Origin of the sequence: Shewanella sp. Isolate7 (genome assembly GCF_022398425.1) — a bacterium.
Lineage (GTDB): Bacteria > Pseudomonadota > Gammaproteobacteria > Enterobacterales > Shewanellaceae > Shewanella.
Genome location: NZ_JAKEVJ010000008.1, coordinates 59,943 through 77,607, shown reverse-complemented (window position 1 = coordinate 77,607; position 17,665 = coordinate 59,943). Strand labels below are relative to the sequence as shown.

Below are 17,665 nucleotides of genomic sequence, written 5' to 3'. Positions count from 1 at the left end.
TCTGCATGAAGTGACACCTTAGGGCAAAAATAGCGCAATCGGGCGGATATTTAATAAACAACCACCTTAGCCCCCTTAACCCTACCGAGCTGGTTGCGCAGAGATTAACCAGTCTCATCATGGCGAGCAGAACGGGAAACGACGCTCGTTTCCCCTCCTGTCTCAACGCGTTATCTGTTCAGTCTTCATACAGCTAACTTGGGCTAATATCTTAGTCAACCAAGAGGCAACCCATCTTCCCTAGTTGGGCTTTGGTTCAATCATCATCTTAATATCGGCCCGCTTACCCCCTAAGCCGGGCTTTTTTTTTGCCTATTGTTCACCCTCTGTACCCCAACGCAAACGGGCGTTTTGCCCCAAATTAAGCTTCAGTTAAAGCAACTCCTTCATCATGGGTGGCTAACACTACGCCGTTTGGCGAGCAGATATATAAGGGCACCCAGATGTCCAAGATGAAGGAAACACCATGAGCTCCAATAAAGAAGAGGGTCTGGTGGCCAACCAGCCCCCAGCCCCCTCGGCGAACAAGAACGGCCTCTTCGTCCGCTTTCTCAACCTGGTCGAACATTTGGGGAACCTCTTACCCCATCCCATCACCCTCTTCGCCCTGTTTTGCGCCGCCGTGATAGTGATCAGTGGCATCGCGGGTTATTTCGAGCTGACGGTAAACGACCCTCGTCCGGTCGGCGCCGCGGGACGTGGCGAAGATGGCCTGATCCACGTGGTCAGCCTGATGAACGCCGAAGGCCTGAGGATGATAGTCTCCAACCTGGTGACCAACTTCACCGGCTTTACCCCCCTGGGCACTGTATTGGTGGCCCTACTTGGGGTAGGCATCGCCGACCGCTCCGGGCTGCTGTCGGCGGCCATGCGCACCCTGGTCATGGGCGCCTCCAAGCGTCTAGTCACCCTCACAGTAGTCTTCGCCGGTATCGTCTCCAACACGGCGGCCGAGCTGGGCTATGTGGTGTTGATCCCCATGGCCGCGCTGATCTTCCACTCTCTGGGGCGTCACCCCCTGGCGGGTCTGGCGGCGGCCTTCGCCGGTGTCTCAGGCGGCTATAGCGCCAACCTGCTGCTGGGCACGGTCGACCCGCTATTGTCGGGCATCACCGAGGCGGCGGCGCAGATGATCGACCCCGAATACCTGGTCGGCCCAGAGGTGAACTGGTACTTCATGTTCGCCTCCACCTTCGTCATTACCCTACTGGGCGCCCTGGTCACAGAGAAGATCGTCGAGCCCAAGCTGGGCAAGTACGACCCCAGCGAGGCCAGCATAGATCTGCACAGTCAGAAGATGGATAGCGTCACACCGCTGGAGATCAAGGGCCTCAAGATGGCCGGTCTCTCCATCCTAGTATTAGGCGGCATCCTGGCGCTCTCTGTGGTGCCGGAAAATGCGCCGCTGCGTCACCCTGAGACGGGCCTGGTTGCCGGTTCGCCCTTCCTCAAGGGGATAGTCGCCTTCATCTTCATCTGTTTCGCCATTCCCGGCCTGGTCTATGGCAAGGTGGTGGGCACCATGAAGCGGGATAAAGACGTGATCGACGCCATGTCCCACAGCATGAGCACCATGGGCATGTATATCGTGCTGGTGTTCTTTGCCTCGCAGTTTGTCGCCTTCTTCAAGTGGACTAACCTGGGCGCCGTGCTGGCGGTCACCGGGGCCGACGCCCTCAATGCCATCGGGCTCACCGGGCCGCTGGTGTTCCTGCTGTTTATCATGATGTGTGGTTTCATCAACCTGATGCTGGGCAGTGCCTCGGCGCAGTGGGCGGTAACGGCCCCCATTTTTGTGCCCATGCTGATGTTGGTCGGCTATGCGCCAGAGACGATTCAGGCGGCCTACCGAATCGGCGACTCGGTCACCAATTTGATCACCCCAATGATGAGCTATTTTGGCCTGATCCTGGCGGTGGCCTCCCAGTATAAGAAACACCTGGGCATAGGCACGCTGGTCGCCACCATGTTGCCTTACTCAATCGTCTTCTTTATCGGGTGGACCTGCTTCTTCTTTATCTGGGTGTTTGCCCTCGGGCTACCGGTCGGTCCAGGCGCCGCCACCTACTACACGCCGTAAGAAAAGTTGCGAGGCCGGTGACCACATCGGCCTCACTCATTTCTCTAGGCCAGGCTGGCCTTAATCACTTCTCGCACCGACTCTACCCGCTTCGCCAATACCGACCGTCGTCGACGGCAGAGATAAATAGGCTCGCTGACGGCATTGGGCAGCCGATGCGCCATTATCAGCTCCTGACGGGCAAATGCCTCCACCGCATAGGCAGGCAAGACGGTGAAGCCCAGGCCACGACTCACGGGCTCGAGAATCAAACCTATCTGATTAGAGAAGCCCCGATTGGGCAGCTGATCCCAATGTTCAAACTCTGGATAATTGGCGCCCAACAGCAGCTTGGCGTGATGAGCACCGTCGGGATGATCGATAAAGCCCAGCTGCTGTAGCGCCTCCCAGGACACCGCCTCCTGGCTCGCGGGCGTGACCAGAAGCAGCGGCTCCTTGGCGATCGGCTCGGCCTGTACCTCGGTAAGCTCCGGCTGGCGGGTCATCAGACCGATATCGGCCTCCATCGCGGCGATTGCGCCCTCGACCCCGGCATTGGAGGTAAAGCGGTAATCCAGTGACAGCTCAGGGTGCTTGCTTTGTAAATCCAGTAACTCGCCATAGAGCTTAAGGCCCACACTGCCGGGGGACAGCAGTCGTACCAGTCCGGCAAAGGGCGGGTCTTGTTTGATCCCCTGCTCTAGCCTCGCCAGCGACTGCAGCAGTGCTTGCCCCTCGCGATACACCTGATTACCTGCATCGGTCAGGGAAAACTTCTTGCCCTCTCTGAGCAGCAGCTGAGTATCGAACTGCTCTTCGAGCTTACGCACATGCTGGCTGACGCCGGATTGAGTCATATGCAGGCGCTCGGCGGTGCGGGTGAAATGGCCCAGCTCCACCAGGGTGCAGAAGCTGCGCAACCAGACGGGATTAATCATCACAAATCGTACTCAAAATTATAAATTTTGATAATTTTACATAATTTTGTGCGATTTGTAATCTATACCCAACTCACCAACAGGAGCACAGTATGAACAACACAACTTACCCAAGAACCTTTTCTCACATAGGTATTTCGGTGCCGGATCTCGAGGCAGCCGTCAAATTTTACACCGAGGTGTTAGGCTGGTATCTCATCATGAAACCCACCGAAATTGTGGAAGATGACAGCCCAATCGGCGAGATGTGTACCGACGTCTTTGGTGCCAACAGGGGATCATTCCGTATCGCGCATCTGGCCACCGGCGACAAGATAGGCGTCAAGCTGTTTCAGTTTGCTAATCAGCAAAACCCGGAAGATAACTTCGAATATTGGAAAACGGGCGTATTCCACTTCAGCGTACAAGACCCGGATCTCGAAGGCCTGGTGGAGAAGATTGTCGCCGCTGGTGGTAAGAAACGCATGAAGGCCCCTCGCTACTACTACCCAGGCGAGAAGCCTTACCGCATGATCTACATGGAAGATCCCTTCGGCAACATCCTAGAGATCTACAGCCACAGCTATGAGCTGACTTACAGCGCGGGCGCCTACTAGCTAAGATGCACCAACAGGCGCTAGCCCATAAAAACTAGCCCATAAAAAAGGCCACCCTTTAGCGGAGTGGCCTTTTTGTGTCTATGTAGACTAATCAGAAAAGCATTAGCCTTGAATACCCGAGTGTCTCAACAGGGCATCGATTTGCGGCTCACGGCCTCTGAAACGCTTAAATAGCTCCATCGGCTCCAGGCTGCCGCCCATCTCGAGGATGTTTTCTAGGAAGCTGCGCCCTGTATCGGCGTTAAAGATCCCCTCTTCCTCGAAGCGAGAGAAGGCATCGGCCGACAACACCTCGGCCCACTTGTAGCTGTAGTAACCCGCGGCGTAACCACCGGCAAAGATATGGGCAAAGCTGTGTTGGAAGCGATTAAAGTCGGCGGCCTTGACCACGGCAACCAGCTCTCTCACCTCATCCAACTTGGCCTGAATGTGGGCACCCTCGGCCGGGTCATATTCCAGATGCAGGCGGAAGTCGAACAGGGAAAATTCCAGCTGACGCAGCATCATCATGCCCGACTGGAAGTTCTTCGCCGCCAGCATCTTGTCTAACATCGCCTTCGGCAGGGGTTCGTGGGTCTCGAAATGACCCGAGATCTCCGCCAGCGCCTCTTCCTCGAAGCACCAGTTTTCCATGAATTGACTCGGCAGCTCTACCGCATCCCAAGGCACACCGTTGATGCCAGAGACGCCCGCCACATCTATCTTGGTCAGCATATGATGTATGCCGTGGCCAAACTCGTGGAACAGCGTCGTCACCTCATCATGGGTAAACAGCGCAGGCTTGCCGCTGACAGGGGCGTTAAAGTTACAGGTCAGGTAAGCCACCGGCTTCTGCAAGCCCTTGGCGGTTTGTCGGCGCACCCGGCAATCGTCCATCCAGGCACCGCCGCGCTTACCCTCGCGGGCATAGAGATCCAGGTAGAAGCTGCCTCTGTGCTCACCCTCGGCATCTTTGATATGGAAGAAGCGCACATCTTTATGCCAACTGTCGAAATGCTCCTGCTCCTCTATGGTCAGGTCAAACAGGCGAGACACTGTATAGAAGAGGCCCGACAGCACACGATCTTCAGGGAAGTAAGGGCGCAGCAGCTCCTGAGAGATCTCATATCTGTGGTGCTTGAGCTTCTCGGCGTAGTAGCTGAGATCCCAAGGCGCCAGCTCGGTCACGCCAAACTCTTTCTCGGCAAATGCGGTCAACTCGGCCAGCTCGTTTTGACCCTGCTGCTTAGAGCGGGCAGCCAGCTCGTTGAGGAAATCCAGCACCTGCTGCGGCGTCTCGGCCATCTTGGTCGCCAATGACTTATGGGCGAAGCTATCGAATCCCAACAGATTGGCCAGCTGATGGCGCAGATCTAAGATCTCATCCATCAAGGGACCGTTATCAAATTCACCGGCGTTAGGGCCCTGATCCGAGGCGCGGGTGACGAAGGCGCGGTAGCACTCCTCGCGCAGCTGACGATTGTCGCTGTAGGTCATCACGGGCAGATAAGAAGGGAATTCTAGGGTGAACAACCAGCCTTGCTGCTCTTTGGCCTCGGCCATCGCCTTAGCCGCGGCAATGGCAGACTCGGGCAAACCGGCCAGCTCCTCGGCGTCGGTTATCAGCTTAGTCCAGGCCTGAGTGGCATCCAGCAGCTGATTAGAGAAGCTACTGGTTAACTCAGATAAACGTTTAACCAATTTTCCATAAGTTTGTTTATCTTCATCGTTCAATCCTATGCCCGACAGCTCGAAATCGCGCAGGCTATGCTCAATACTCGTCTGTTGCGCCTGGCTCAGCTTGGCAAATTCATCTGACTCCTTCAGCGCCTTGTAGGCCTGATACAGCCCCTGATGCTGGCCCACATAGGTGCCATATTCAGATAGCAGTGGCAGACAGGCATCGTGGGCGGCGCGCCACTCTTCTGTGCTAAGCACTGAGTTCATGTGCGACACGGGCGACCAGATCTGACTCAACTCGTCATCCACCTGCTCGAGCGGTGCGATCAGATTATCCCAGGTATAGGGGCCGCCACTGGCGAGCACCTCATCGATCTTCTGGCGACAGTTAGCAATCCCCTGCTCGACGGCTGGCTGAATATGCTCGGGTTTAATTTGCGAAAATGGCGGTAATTCACTGCCGCTCAGCAAAGGGTTACTCATCGGGTGTCCTCATCAATCTTAGGGTATTGGGTTTACATATGGGCGTCAGGGAGACTATTCAAGCACCTTATGGCGAACAGCCGCAATTTACACTTAAAAACAAATGCTTGAGTGCATAAAGCTAGCGGCATAAACTTGCGCCCAAACCTGTGAGCAACTCCTAGGGCCTGTTGTTCTTTCAAGTTTAATTTTTGTTCAATCTAAACGCGTTTTGCGCGAGGCGAGAGCCATGAAGCATAGTTACTCTATGTGAATGGCGAACAACAAAGAAATCGTCTGGAACGATTTCTAACAGCGTAGCTGACCGCCTGCGGTGAAAGGCAGGAAGCCTTTCATAAAGTGCAGCGCGCGTTTAGATGAACCCGTTGGGCAGCGTTTGTAGGCCATTTCTACGGTGTTATCGCCAGTTTGTGTAGGATACTACACGGCACAGGCTCTGCCTTGTATAAATCACCTTCAAACTGCTGCAAAAACAAACGGAAAAGATCAGCAGGCCCTGGCAGTAGACACCTAACAACTGTCTGGACGAAAAACCTTGATCTAGAACAAGGGAGTTTTTACTTGAAATTTACAATACAGATATTGCCAAGCTGATCGCAAATGCGACCAATTATCATTTACGTTTAAAAACTAACCCACTATTATCAGCTTCGATTCCAATAGCATTCAGTGTCACACCCATGAACAGATTGATCACTCACTCTTGTATTATCGGCCTCATGCTGGCTGGTACAGCCAACGCCGCCAACGAGCCTATTCCAGGCACAGTCGATGATTCTCATATCAATAACATCATCAGCCACGGCGAAGGCCCGGACACCAACGTCATTCTCGACCTGGGCTGGGATTCGAAATATATCTCGGAGGGGCGCAACAACTTAGACAAGGGTGGCATCTACTGGGCAACGGCGGCCGTGCAGTTTGATGATCTCACCCTGTTTACCACGGTTGGGCGTGGCGATAGCCAATACTATATCGAGTGGAACATGGGGCTGGAGTATGGCTTCGAGCTTAGCGACAATCTGAGCGCCGCCATAGGCTACCAACGCATAGAGGCCTACGGCGACGAGCGCTGTGGCGACAACGAGCTGTTCGCCACTATGGAATACACGGCCATCGAATGGCTAACCCCCTCGCTGAGCTATACCTACTCCACCGAGGCGGGCGGCTACTTTGTCGAGGCCAGCCTGCACAGCGAATGGCCTGTGTCAGACAGGCTCACCCTGACTCCCTATGTCACCCAGACATTCGATTTCCAATATGTGACCGAAGAACACGATGGCCCTAACCATTTTCAGTTTGGTGTAGAGGCCCAATATCAACTGGCCAATCGCCTGGTGCTCTCTGGCCACCTCAGCCGCACCCTGGCACAGGAAGATATTAAGCAAGAAAACCCAGGCACTAAGGCCAGCCTGAACAACACCTACGCCGGCTTGCACCTCACCTATAGCTTTTAGCCTCTAGGCAAGCATTAACCTCCTCATTGAAAGCTGGCTCACCATGAGCTAGCTTTATCTAAGGAAGGTGCGAATAAGTCCCGTGCTTGCTCTGCGTGTGCTTAAAGTGGATAGATGCAAGGCACAGTTTGCAGCGAATGGCCCTAGTCCTTCGCAAGAACTGTAACGCAGCAAATACCGCTGTAAGCCTCGCCCTGCGGGGCTTTGATAGCAACACCATTTCGGCGTTATTCAACTTCAGCAGGCCTCGGCATGCCCTCAGTTGAATGCCTTGAACTGTCGCTGCTATCAAAGCCAGAGCTGGCTTGCTCTGCGTGTGCTTAAAGTGGATAGATGCAAGGCACAGTTTGCAGCGAATGGCCCTAGTCCTTCGCAAGAACTGTAACGCAGCAAATACCGCTGTAAGCCTCGCCCTGCGGGGCTTTGATAGCAACACCATTTCGGCGTTATTCAACTTCAGCAGGCCTCGGCATGCCCTCAGTTGAATGCCTTGAACTGTCGCTGCTATCAAAGCCAGAGCTGTGCGACGACTTGTTCGCACCTTCCCTAATACCAATCACAGTAAATATGTGATCAGAAATAGCGCAGGAAAAACGCTTGAGAACAAAGCAGGATTTTTAGATAAGTAGTTATTCTACAATTAAAAATACTAATACAGTTATCGAGCGTTTTAACAAGCTAGAATGATCAATTATTTATTACGATTGGTATAATACAGGCAAGGAATGCCTGCCCTGACTTGGAGGACACGGAATGTCTGCCCGCTATCACCCCCTATACTTTTTCGCGCCCAGCTTTACCATCAATCGCTTTATCCAAAGCTTCCTCATCCATAGCTTCGTCATGCTTAGCTTCGTCATGCTTAGCGTCATCACCCTGTCACTCTTGCCGCTCGGCGCCGCACACGCCAAAGATAAGCAGCTAAAACCCGAGGTGATCACCCTACCCGCCGACGGCGCCCTGGACAGCGAAGGCAAGCCGCTCGCCATCCCCAAAAACCCCAGCAGTGCCCTTAACTATAGTGCCAGCCCGACACATACCAAGCAGCGCCGCGAGAAACGCTCCACCAACAAGCCGAAAAGCAAACGCACCAAGCCTTTGAGCCGCAAGCAGCAACTGGCTAGTCGCCAACACGTGGCGGACGATCCCAGCTGCCGCTGGCTGGACAAACGCATGTCGCATCTTGAAAACAGCCTCAAGCGGCAACAGAAACACCAGTACGGCTACCAGGATAAGGAGCTACGCGCCCGCCAAAGCGAATGGGTCTGCATGAAGTGTGGCGCCGAAGGGCCGGCTCAGAGCGATCACCACAGATGCCAATATCGGCGCTAACGCAAAACACATTTGAAAGTCATACGCCCTGACGCGGGTCTAATGCTAAAGGGCGCACTCACCTCTGGTTTGCTTGTCGCTTTACCCCTACAATGACCCCCATATGCAATCCGTCGAATTTGGAGAAAAAGATGGCTCAACATTTTGACTATATCTGTTTAGGCGCCGGCAGCGGCGGGATCGCCTCGGCCAACCGTGCGGCCATGCGCGGTGCCAAGGTACTGCTGATCGAAGCCAAGGCGCTGGGTGGCACCTGCGTTAACGTTGGCTGCGTCCCTAAGAAAGTCATGTGGTATGGTGCCCAAGTCGCCGAGGCCATGCACCTGTACGCCAAAGACTATGGCTTCGACGTATCGGTCAACAAATTCGATTGGAGCAAGCTGGTCGAGAGCCGCGAGGCCTACATCGAGCGCATCCACGGCGCCTACGACCGTGGCCTGGACAGCAATGGCGTCACCCTGGTGCGCGGCTATGGCCGCTTCGTCAATAACAACACCATAGAGGTCAACGGCGAGCACTACAGCGCCGACCATATCCTGATCGCCACCGGTGGTACCCCCACCATACCTAACATTCCTGGCGCCGAATACGGCATCGACTCCGACGGTTTCTTCGCCCTCAACGAGCAGCCTAAGCGGGTAGCCGTTGTCGGCGCCGGTTATATCGCCGTCGAAGTCGCCGGCGTACTGCATGCTTTAGGCAGCGAGACTCACCTGTTTGTGCGTAAGCATGCGCCGCTACGTAACTTCGACCCTATGCTGAGCGAAGCCCTGATGGAGTCTATGGCAACCGACGGCCCTAGCCTGCATACCCACAGCATTCCAGAGTCTGTGACCAAGAACGCCGACGGCTCACTGACCCTCAAGCTGGAAAATGGCGAGAGCTATGAGGTCGACACCCTGATCTGGGCTATCGGCCGTCGTCCATCCACCGACAAGATCGGCCTGGAAAATACAGACGTTAAGCTCAACGACAAGGGTTATGTGGTGGTCGATGCACAGCAAAACACCACAGCCAAGGGCATCTACTGCGTCGGCGACATAATAGAAGGCGGCATAGAGCTTACCCCGGTTGCGGTAAAAGCCGGTCGCCTGCTGTCTGAGCGCCTGTTTAACGGCATGACAGATGCCAAGATGGATTACAGCCTGGTGCCAACCGTGGTGTTCAGCCACCCGGCAATCGGTACCATGGGCCTCACCGAGCCAGAGGCGATCGCCCAATATGGCGAGGAGAACGTCAAGGTCTACAACTCAGGCTTCACCTCTATGTACACGGCGGTTACCGCCCATCGTCAGGCCTGCAAGATGAAGCTGGTGTGCGCCGGTAAAGAGGAGAAGGTCGTGGGCATTCACGGCATCGGCTACGGCATGGATGAGATACTGCAAGGCTTCGGCGTCGCCATCAAAATGGGCGCCACCAAGGCCGACTTCGACGCCGTCGTCGCCATCCACCCCACAGGCGCCGAAGAATTCGTGACTATGCGTTAATCAGCTCGTTGCTTGATTGAAAGAACAGCAAAAGGCCAGACAGATGTCTGGCCTTTTTAATGCTACCGCTATGAGAATTGGTACTCATCTTGTGAAGATATAGGCTAACGCCCAACTCAGTAGCCTTAAACGCACTGGCTACCCTTCCGCCTTGCTCGGCAACACCAAACCCGAGGCAAACAAAATCGCCGAGCGCTGAGGGTTTGCTTGAATGCTTGTATGGTGCGTAGCCAGACATTCATCATTTCCAGCCTTGGCGCCATTTGCCTTGATCTTTAAGTTCTGTCCAGTCAATTGAGTACTCTTTGTTTGAAAGCACCGCTTCTACTTTACACACTAAAACTGAACCATCTTCATCAAACTCTATCTCTGAGACCAGGAAATGCTTTTCTCGGTTCAGAGGGCTCACCGCTGTCCATTTACTGTTGTGCAACTTAGCAGGGTTAATTCTATTCATGACCACTCCATCAAACTCTGACTTTGCACAATTTTTACGACGTGTTCGTGAGGCAAGTTCACTATTCGGTGATTTAAAAGAGAAAACACCTAACACCTCATTCAGGAGCTGTTAATCGCTTGCTAAAATGTGCAGCGAAGCGAAGGGAGCCTGCGTGTTTGTGTCCCAACGAGCGCCAGCGAGTGACTACAGTGGTTTGTTATGTGAAAATTGCTCAAAAGAGTTCACACAAAATGCTTCTACATAAGTCTTCTTGTTTTCTTTTACAAAGCCGTAATGAACGCAAGTATATGCGTCCATAGAATTTGGCTTATAGGCAAAAAATACCTCAGGTGTAGTGGCATAGTGAATTTGGCCACCTGAATAGACGAAGTGATAGACTCACTTCCAGAGAAAAGGTGGTAGAAATGATGAACACAAGACCGACATTCAGTGCAGAGTTCAAATTAGAAGCTGCGCAGCTGGTAACGAAACAGGGATACAGCATAACTGAGGCTGCAAGCGCGATGGGCGTCAGTAATTCAGCCATGCGTAAATGGGTAAACCAGCTTCGACAGGAGAAGCAAGGCGTATCCCCCAAAGGCGCACCGCTCACCCCCGAACAACAGCGGATCCGTGAGCTGGAGAAGAAAATCCGYCGCATTGAAGAAGAGAACACCATTTTAAAAAAGGCTACGGCTCTCTTGATGTCAGACTCACTGAACAGTTCTCGTTAGTCGAGAAACTCAGGAAGAGCCATAGCGTAAAGCGGATTTGTTCAGTATTTAGTATTCACCGCAGCAGTTACAAGTATTGGCGAAGCAGACCTATCACCATTGATTCGAAGCAGATAAAGTTGCACAGCATGGTGCGGGAGGCTTATGAAGCCAGCAATGGGTCAGCGGGTGCCAGAACCCTGGCTGATATGGTGACGACWGCTGGCGTGAGATTGACGCGCTATCGTGCCACAAGGCTAGTGAGCAGCCAGGTGCCGCAACATCGCTACAAAAAGGCAGACAAGGAGCATGTCGCCATCCCTAATCTCCTTGACCGCCAGTTTGCTGTGACGGCTCCCAATCAAGTGTGGTGTGGCGATGTGACCTATGTGTGGACAGGAAAACGATGGGCTTACCTTGCYGTTGTTCTGGACTTGTTTGCACGTAAACCGGTGGGGTGGGCGATGTCATTTTCGCCCGATAGTGCGCTAACAAGCAAGGCACTAACCATGGCCTTTGAGGCGCGAGGAAGGCCGAAAGACCTAATGTTCCATAGTGACCAAGGAAGCCACTATACCAGCCGCCGCTTCCGCCAACAGCTCTGGCGTTATCAGATTAAGCAGAGCATGAGTCGACGAGGAAACWGCTGGGACAACAGCCCGATGGAGCGCTTCTTTAGAAGCTTAAAAACAGAATGGATACCGATGACCGGCTATCGGGATATCGGTGAGGCTAAGAGTGAAATTTCGCGATATGTGACGGGGTATTACAGTCAGCTGAGACCACATCAATATAACGGTGGGCTGACACCCAATGAGTCAGAGCGAAGATACTGGCTTGAATACAAAACCGTGGCCAATTTTAGTTGACCACTACAAACCGCCGCCAATGAACATGACTTGAACCAGTTGAAAAATCTGTTGCATGGCGACGAGGAATTCATCTCTGGCGATGCTGGTTATCAAGGCGCAGAAAAACGCAAAGAGCTAGAAGATACTAATGTGGAATGGCTGATAGCAGAGCGTCCCGGCAAAGTTCGGGCGCTGAAGAAGCATCCCCGCAAGAATAAAACCGCCATCAACATCGAGTATTTAAAAGCCAGCATTCGGGCGAAGGTAGAACACCCGTTTCGAATCATCAAATGTCAGTTCGGCTTTATCAAAGCACGCTATAAAGGGCTGACGAAAAATGACTCACAGTTAGCCATGCTATTCACCTTGGCGAACCTGTTTAAAGTAGACCAGATGTTACGACGACAGCCAAGATCTGTCTATCAACATCGAGTATTTAAAAGCCAGCATTCGGGCGAAGGTAGAACACCCGTTTCGRATCATCAAATGTCAGTTCGGCTTTATCAAAGCACGCTATAAAGGGCTGACGAAAAATGACTCACAGTTAGCCATGCTATTCACCTTGGCGAACCTGTTTAAAGTAGACCAGATGTTACGACGACAGCCAAGATCTGTCTGAAATCCGGGAACAGCCTGGAATTAGGTCGAAATTCGGCGTAAAACGGCAGTATGTTGGCCAAAATTGAACAGTTAGCGTTCAAAAATCAGGCGGGCCGCTCAAAACCTAGCTCGATACCTAAATTGCAGGACTTGTTCGCAGTTTCCCTAGTTGGTGTCGCTCCCATGAACCGCGAAAGTGGCTCTTACAAGGGGAAACGCAGGATCCGTGGTGGTCGCCACAGAATACGCACAGTCATGTTTATGGCGATGATGTCAGCCATACAGTGTAATCCTGTTTTTAAGCGCTATTACCAGCGTCTCAAAGCGGCTGGCAAAATGCCTAAAGTAGCACTGATCGCCTGCATGCGAAAGCTCATCGTGATCTTGAATACCATGCTTAAAAGCGAGGAGCTGTGGTGCGTAAAAAACGGATAAATATATTGACTAAACACCACAGTCACTTGTTANCAGGATCCGTGGTGGTCGCCACAGAATACGCACAGTCATGTTTATGGCGATGATGTCAGCCATACAGTGTAATCCTGTTTTTAAGCGCTATTACCAGCGTCTCAAAGCGGCTGGCAAAATGCCTAAAGTAGCACTGATCGCCTGCATGCGAAAGCTCATCGTGATCTTGAATACCATGCTTAAAAGCGAGGAGCTGTGGTGCGTAAAAAACGGATAAATATATTGACTAAACACCACAGTCACTTGTTAGGCCTGGGTTACTGTTCTATGTTTATCTGAGTGTATCTGATTGATGTTAGATTTTTTCTATAAAATTAGGCGATTAGTCGCTACAATAACGCTATTATTTTGACGCTTTCCTCGAGGCAATATCGGCCCTGTATTTGAGGTAGAGCGATTTGGGACACTCATGGCGCGTGAGTATCAAATTGGTGGATATGCCTTAAATGGAAAATAGTCTTTTGAGTAAATTTGCCTTCTGGCAAACCAAGCACGATAGAGTCGATTTAGGCGTATACCTCAACGCCGCCGCGATGATCTTCTTTAACCGCGATGGCGATACCTCCTTTTCTCTGCCCCTGTCGGGTGATGACTGGTCTGGCGTTTTTCAGGCGCTGACCGACAAGATCCCCGCTCCCAACCTGCAACTCGTGCTGAGTGAAGATTTTTACCAGCTACTGGTGGTCGACAAGCCTATGGTCGAGCCCGAGGAGATGCATCAGGCGCTCGTCTGGTCGATCAAGGATATGGTGTCAGAACCTGTCGAGTCGCTGCATCTGGATTATTTTGAGCCGCCTGAGTCCACCAACAATAAGGTGACTGTGGTGGTGGTGAACCGGGCGATGTTGCAGGCACTGGTCAAGTCGGCCGACAAGCATGAGGTGAGCATTGGCGGGATCAGCATCGAAGAGATGGCCATCAGTAACTATGGCGCCGAGGACAAGCTGGCGCACATGGTGCTTTGCCATAAGCCGGGGAGCGAATTGTTGCTGACCGTAGTGAAACAGGGGCAGCTCTATATGCAGCGTCGTATTCGCGGCTTCAGCCAGATCGACAGGGTCTCCAGCCAAGATCTTCAGCTCGGCGTGGCCGATAACCTCAGCCTGGAGCTGCAGCGTTCCATGGACTATTTCGAGAGCCAGCTGCGCCAGGCTCCTGTGGCGTCTATCGCCCTGTTGATGGGGGGGGAGCGTCAGATGCTGGCTCAGCTACTGAGTAAGAACTTTGACCAAGCTGTCGAGGTGATCGCCTGCGACCAGGTGCAGGACAAGTTGGCCCAGTGGGCTTTGGTTGAGCTTGAACGTCAAACGGAGGAGCCTGCCTAGATGAATCCAAAATTGCGGGTCAACCTCTACACCGCCAGCCTGTTACCACCCAGGCTGCGTCTCTCATTTACGCGCCTGCTGCAGCTTGGTTTCGGCCTGTTTGTCTTGATGCTGACGGCTAACTTACTGGCCTATGTACAGCTTGGTAGCCTGGAGAAAGAAAAGGCGCAGCTGCTTACCGAGAAGACCGCCTTCGACCAGCAAAAGGCGCAGCTCGAGCAGGCTATCGCCCAACGCAGTGCCTCTCAGACCCTGGTACAAGAGGTGGATCTCCTCTCACAGCAGGTGGAGCTTAAGCGTCTGCTTCTAGGCGAACTCACCCATGTGGAGACCTTGACCAGTAAGGGCTACTCGCCCCTGCTGACTGGGCTTGCCCGGGTGACCGACGATAAGCTCTGGCTGAGTCGCATTCAGGTGAGTGAAAATCAGTTTGTCTTCGAAGGCTTTAGCGCCGCGCCCAACGCAGTGCCGCTGTGGCTGGCACGCCTGCAAGGGGTCGAGCCGCTCAAGGGGCAGGCCTTTAGCACGCTCACCATGAACCGGGGCGACAAGCAGCCGCTAGGGTTTGTGCTGCGTAGCAAGCGTGATGAGGAGCAGGTGAAATGAAGCAGCAGATAGCCCGCTGGGGAGAAGCCTTCAATAAACTGAGCCAGCGCGAGCGGGTGATGATCGCACTGGCCGTCGTGGTGGTGATCGGCATGCTGCTCTATCTGCCGCTGGAGTCGCTATTGAGCCAGAACAGCCGCGTGCGGAGCAATATCAAGGCCTTAACGGCGGAGAATCGTATCTCCCAGCAGCAGATCGACCTGTATCAGCAGACGCTGGCGAGCGATCCCGACCAGGAATACCGTCAGCGTCTGGCGAGTCTGCAACAGCAAGTGGCGGATCTCGATCAGCAGCTGTCGTTTCAGATGGTCGACATGGTGCCCGCCGACAAGATGCCGACCATGCTCGGTGAGCTACTTGGTCGGGTGAAGGGAATACGTCTGCAAAGTTTCGAATCATTGGCGCCTAAGCCGCTGCTGGCCCTGGGGGATGAGAATAAGCTTAATCTCTACAGCCACGGGATCAGGCTGGCGTTCGAGGGGGATTACTTTGCTACCCTCAAGTTTATCGAGGCGGTCGAGTCTATGCCCAATAAGCTCTACTGGCGTCAACTGGATTATGTGGTGGGTGATTACCCTAAGGCCGAGGTGATGTTAGAGGTCTACACACTCAGTATTAACAAGGACTTTATCAGTGTTGCGAATCAAGATTAGTGTTTGCCTGTTGGCACTGCTTAGCCTGACTCAGGCCTCGGCGCAGACCCTGAGGGATCCGACCCGGCCGGGTGTAGGCACCCAAGGCTCGGCGCAGCACCAGGGTGGTCAGAAACTGGTGCTAAACAGCCTGATGATCACCGACCACTCGGCGACGGCCATTATCAACAACAAGATGTTCACCACAGGTGACAGGGTACAAGGTGTGAGCATTACTCGCATCACTAAGCAGGGGGTCTGGCTCGCCGATGGCCGCCAACTCAAGCTCTACCCAGAAGTAACTGCGACCAAGGGACAATAAATGACTGCGATGAAAACCATAACACCTCTGCTCGTGCTGATGTTAGCCGCCTGTCAGACAACGGATCGTCCCCAGCCTGTCGAGTCGAAATCGGCGATCGATACCTCGATCGCGGCGGCGCAGAATAAGCCGCAGACGCCCCCTCCGGCGGCTGTGATGCCAGACTCTGTGCAGCGTGAACTGCAATCGTCGGCCCTGCTAAGCTCGTTGACCCCTAGCCAGCCTAGCGAGCGACGTTTCGATGTATCGGCCAAGGATGTCGATGCCAAGGTGTTCTTCCCAAGCCTGGTACAGGGCACGCCCCTGAGCGTGGCCGTGCACCCCAACGTGACCGGCACCGTTTCTCTGTCTCTCAAGGGGGTGACCCTGAGCGAGGCGCTGCAGGTGGTCGAAGATATCTATGGTTACGAGGTGAGCCGTGAAGGGCGTATCCTGCGTGTCTTCCCGGCAGGCATGCGCACCGAGACCTTCCCGCTCAATTATCTCTACATGGAGCGTCAGGGGCTGTCGCTGACCTCGGTAAACTCTGGGCGGATCTCCGATAACAATAACAACCGCAATAACAACGGCAACAACAGCAATAATTACAACAACAATAACTCGAGCAATAACGGTGGCGACGGCAACGGCAACAATAGCAACGAGACCACCAACGGCACCTTTATCCGCTCTAAGACCAAGACAGACTTCTGGGGTGAGCTGAAAGAGACGCTGGAATCTATCATAGGCAACACGGGTGACGGCCGTCAGGTGGTGGTTAGCCCGCAGGCAGGCCTGGTGACTATCAGGGCTTTTCCGAACGAGCTGCGTCAGGTGAAGACCTTCCTTAAGACCGCCGAGACTCATCTGCAGCGTCAGGTGATCCTCGAAGCCAAAATACTAGAGGTGACCCTGTCAGATGGTTATCAGCAAGGCATTAAGTGGGACAAAATTGTCGGTAGTGCATTTGCAGATGGAAATACTAAAGTTGGATTTGAGACGACTGGAGCTCCCAATGGATTAGGTGATCAGATTACAGATGTTTTGGGTGGCATTACTTCGTTAACACTTACTAAAGATACAGATTTCAATGTTATGATCAGTTTGCTCGATACCCAGGGTGACGTGGACGTGCTATCCAGCCCAAGGGTGACCGCCTCTAATAACCAGAAGGCGGTGATCAAGGTGGGTCGCGACGAGTATTTCGTGACAGATGTGTCTTCGACCACGGTAGCGGGAACCACGCCGGTGACCACCCCCGAAGTGGAGCTGACCCCATTTTTCTCTGGCATCGCGCTGGATGTGACGCCGCAGATCGATGAAGAGGGCAGTGTGCTGCTGCACATCCATCCGTCTGTTATCGATATCAAGGAGCAGAACAAGTCGATCAAAGTATCGCAAGATACCTTAGAACTGCCGCTGGCCCAGAGCGAGATCCGCGAGTCGGATACGGTTATCAAGGCCAACACTGGCGATGTGGTGGTGATAGGCGGTTTGATGAAGAGCGAGAATATCGAGCTGGTCTCTAAGGTACCGCTACTGGGAGATATTCCGCTGCTGGGCGAAGCCTTTACCAATCGTTCCAACTCGCTTCGCAAGACCGAGCTGGTGATCCTGCTCAAGCCGACCGTGGTGGGCGCCGAGACCTGGCAGACCGAGCTACAACGCTCCAAGGCCCTGCTGGATCGCTGGTACCCCGAAGAGAAACAGGAGTAG

14 protein-coding genes and 4 pseudogenes are annotated in these 17,665 nt (G+C 53.5%); 15 read left to right on the top strand and 3 right to left on the bottom strand.

The features are described from left to right. The first annotated feature begins 466 nt into the window (after positions 1–466). Positions 467–2,080 (top strand): AbgT family transporter, encoded by a 1,614-nt coding sequence (locus L1D47_RS03295; RefSeq protein WP_239882551.1) that lies wholly within the window; start codon positions 467–469, stop codon positions 2,078–2,080. A 44-nt stretch (positions 2,081–2,124) separates the two neighbouring features. On the opposite strand, the gene L1D47_RS03290 is transcribed toward L1D47_RS03295, so the two are convergent. Beyond that, on the bottom strand, positions 2,125–2,997 hold the full coding sequence (locus L1D47_RS03290) for a LysR family transcriptional regulator (protein WP_239882567.1): 873 nt from the start codon (positions 2,995–2,997) through the stop codon (positions 2,125–2,127). A gap of 92 nt (positions 2,998–3,089) precedes the next feature. Here L1D47_RS03290 and L1D47_RS03285 point away from each other — a divergent pair, with 92 nt between their 5' ends. Next, positions 3,090–3,593 carry a lactoylglutathione lyase family protein gene (locus L1D47_RS03285; RefSeq protein WP_239882550.1) on the top strand — a complete coding sequence of 168 codons (504 nt, stop codon included), beginning with the start codon at positions 3,090–3,092 and terminating at the stop codon, positions 3,591–3,593. Positions 3,594–3,698: 105 nt separating this feature from the next. Here L1D47_RS03285 and prlC read toward each other — a convergent pair whose 3' ends face one another. Beyond that, positions 3,699–5,738 (bottom strand): oligopeptidase A, encoded by a 2,040-nt coding sequence (prlC, locus tag L1D47_RS03280; RefSeq protein WP_239882549.1) that lies wholly within the window; start codon positions 5,736–5,738, stop codon positions 3,699–3,701. A gap of 680 nt (positions 5,739–6,418) precedes the next feature. Between prlC and L1D47_RS03275 the strand changes: the two genes are divergently transcribed. The 3 genes from L1D47_RS03275 (at position 6,419) to gorA (ending at position 10,014) form a co-directional block, all read left to right on the top strand. Further along, positions 6,419–7,195, top strand: coding sequence for a hypothetical protein (locus L1D47_RS03275; protein ID WP_239882548.1), 777 nt, complete (start codon positions 6,419–6,421; stop codon positions 7,193–7,195). Between the two features lie 753 nt (positions 7,196–7,948). Then, positions 7,949–8,527, top strand: a complete 579-nt coding sequence (locus tag L1D47_RS03270) for a hypothetical protein (RefSeq protein ID WP_239882547.1) — start codon at positions 7,949–7,951, stop codon at positions 8,525–8,527. A 131-nt stretch (positions 8,528–8,658) separates the two neighbouring features. Then, a complete protein-coding gene (gene gorA, locus L1D47_RS03265) occupies positions 8,659–10,014 on the top strand; it encodes a glutathione-disulfide reductase (RefSeq protein WP_239882546.1) in 1,356 nt (451 codons plus the stop codon). Between the two features lie 241 nt (positions 10,015–10,255). Here gorA and L1D47_RS03260 read toward each other — a convergent pair whose 3' ends face one another. Then, positions 10,256–10,471 (bottom strand): TIGR02450 family Trp-rich protein, encoded by a 216-nt coding sequence (locus tag L1D47_RS03260; RefSeq protein WP_239882545.1) that lies wholly within the window; start codon positions 10,469–10,471, stop codon positions 10,256–10,258. 407 nt (positions 10,472–10,878) lie between these two features. Between L1D47_RS03260 and L1D47_RS03255 the strand changes: the two genes are divergently transcribed. The 10 genes and pseudogenes from L1D47_RS03255 (at position 10,879) to mshL (ending at position 17,665) form a co-directional block, all read left to right on the top strand. Beyond that, a protein-coding gene (locus tag L1D47_RS03255; RefSeq protein WP_239882544.1) for an IS3 family transposase occupies positions 10,879–12,035 on the top strand; the annotation gives its coding sequence in 2 pieces (ribosomal slippage) (positions 10,879–11,134 and positions 11,134–12,035; 1,158 coding nt in all). A gap of 9 nt (positions 12,036–12,044) precedes the next feature. Continuing rightward, positions 12,045–12,434, top strand: a pseudogene (locus tag L1D47_RS03250) (transposase); the annotation flags it as partial. A 1-nt stretch (position 12,435) separates the two neighbouring features. Further along, a pseudogene (locus tag L1D47_RS03245) lies at positions 12,436–12,636 on the top strand (transposase); the annotation flags it as partial. Between the two features lie 143 nt (positions 12,637–12,779). Then, positions 12,780–13,052 (top strand): annotated as a pseudogene (locus L1D47_RS03240) (transposase); the annotation flags it as partial. 34 nt (positions 13,053–13,086) lie between these two features. Beyond that, positions 13,087–13,302: pseudogene (locus L1D47_RS03235) on the top strand (transposase); the annotation flags it as partial. Between the two features lie 229 nt (positions 13,303–13,531). Beyond that, complete coding sequence (locus tag L1D47_RS03230) at positions 13,532–14,410, top strand: MSHA biogenesis protein MshI (RefSeq protein ID WP_239882543.1); 879 nt, start codon at positions 13,532–13,534, stop codon at positions 14,408–14,410. Further along, entirely contained in the window at positions 14,411–15,016 is a 606-nt protein-coding gene (locus L1D47_RS03225; RefSeq protein ID WP_239882542.1) for a PilN domain-containing protein, read from the top strand. After that, entirely contained in the window at positions 15,013–15,669 is a 657-nt protein-coding gene (locus L1D47_RS03220) for an MSHA biogenesis protein MshJ (protein WP_239882541.1), read from the top strand. Before L1D47_RS03225 ends, L1D47_RS03220 begins: the two co-directional genes overlap by 4 nt. Beyond that, entirely contained in the window at positions 15,650–15,970 is a 321-nt protein-coding gene (locus L1D47_RS03215; protein WP_239882540.1) for an MSHA biogenesis protein MshK, read from the top strand. Before L1D47_RS03220 ends, L1D47_RS03215 begins: the two co-directional genes overlap by 20 nt. Further along, positions 15,971–17,665: a pilus (MSHA type) biogenesis protein MshL gene (gene mshL, locus L1D47_RS03210; protein ID WP_239882539.1), complete on the top strand. Its 1,695-nt coding sequence runs from the start codon at positions 15,971–15,973 to the stop codon at positions 17,663–17,665. It abuts the gene before it with no gap.

What these genes read in the sequence shown, in the direction of transcription:
- L1D47_RS03295 (WP_239882551.1), top strand. Translation starts at nt 467, where the DNA reads ATGAGCTCCAATAAAGAAGAGGGTCTGGTGGCCAACCAGCCCCCAGCC.
- L1D47_RS03290 (WP_239882567.1), bottom strand. Translation starts at nt 2,997, where the DNA reads ATGATTAATCCCGTCTGGTTGCGCAGCTTCTGCACCCTGGTGGAGCTG.
- L1D47_RS03285 (WP_239882550.1), top strand. Translation starts at nt 3,090, where the DNA reads ATGAACAACACAACTTACCCAAGAACCTTTTCTCACATAGGTATTTCG.
- prlC (WP_239882549.1), bottom strand. Translation starts at nt 5,738, where the DNA reads ATGAGTAACCCTTTGCTGAGCGGCAGTGAATTACCGCCATTTTCGCAA.
- L1D47_RS03275 (WP_239882548.1), top strand. Translation starts at nt 6,419, where the DNA reads ATGAACAGATTGATCACTCACTCTTGTATTATCGGCCTCATGCTGGCT.
- L1D47_RS03270 (WP_239882547.1), top strand. Translation starts at nt 7,949, where the DNA reads ATGTCTGCCCGCTATCACCCCCTATACTTTTTCGCGCCCAGCTTTACC.
- gorA (WP_239882546.1), top strand. Translation starts at nt 8,659, where the DNA reads ATGGCTCAACATTTTGACTATATCTGTTTAGGCGCCGGCAGCGGCGGG.
- L1D47_RS03260 (WP_239882545.1), bottom strand. Translation starts at nt 10,471, where the DNA reads ATGAATAGAATTAACCCTGCTAAGTTGCACAACAGTAAATGGACAGCG.
- L1D47_RS03230 (WP_239882543.1), top strand. Translation starts at nt 13,532, where the DNA reads ATGGAAAATAGTCTTTTGAGTAAATTTGCCTTCTGGCAAACCAAGCAC.
- L1D47_RS03225 (WP_239882542.1), top strand. Translation starts at nt 14,411, where the DNA reads ATGAATCCAAAATTGCGGGTCAACCTCTACACCGCCAGCCTGTTACCA.
- L1D47_RS03220 (WP_239882541.1), top strand. Translation starts at nt 15,013, where the DNA reads ATGAAGCAGCAGATAGCCCGCTGGGGAGAAGCCTTCAATAAACTGAGC.
- mshL (WP_239882539.1), top strand. Translation starts at nt 15,971, where the DNA reads ATGACTGCGATGAAAACCATAACACCTCTGCTCGTGCTGATGTTAGCC.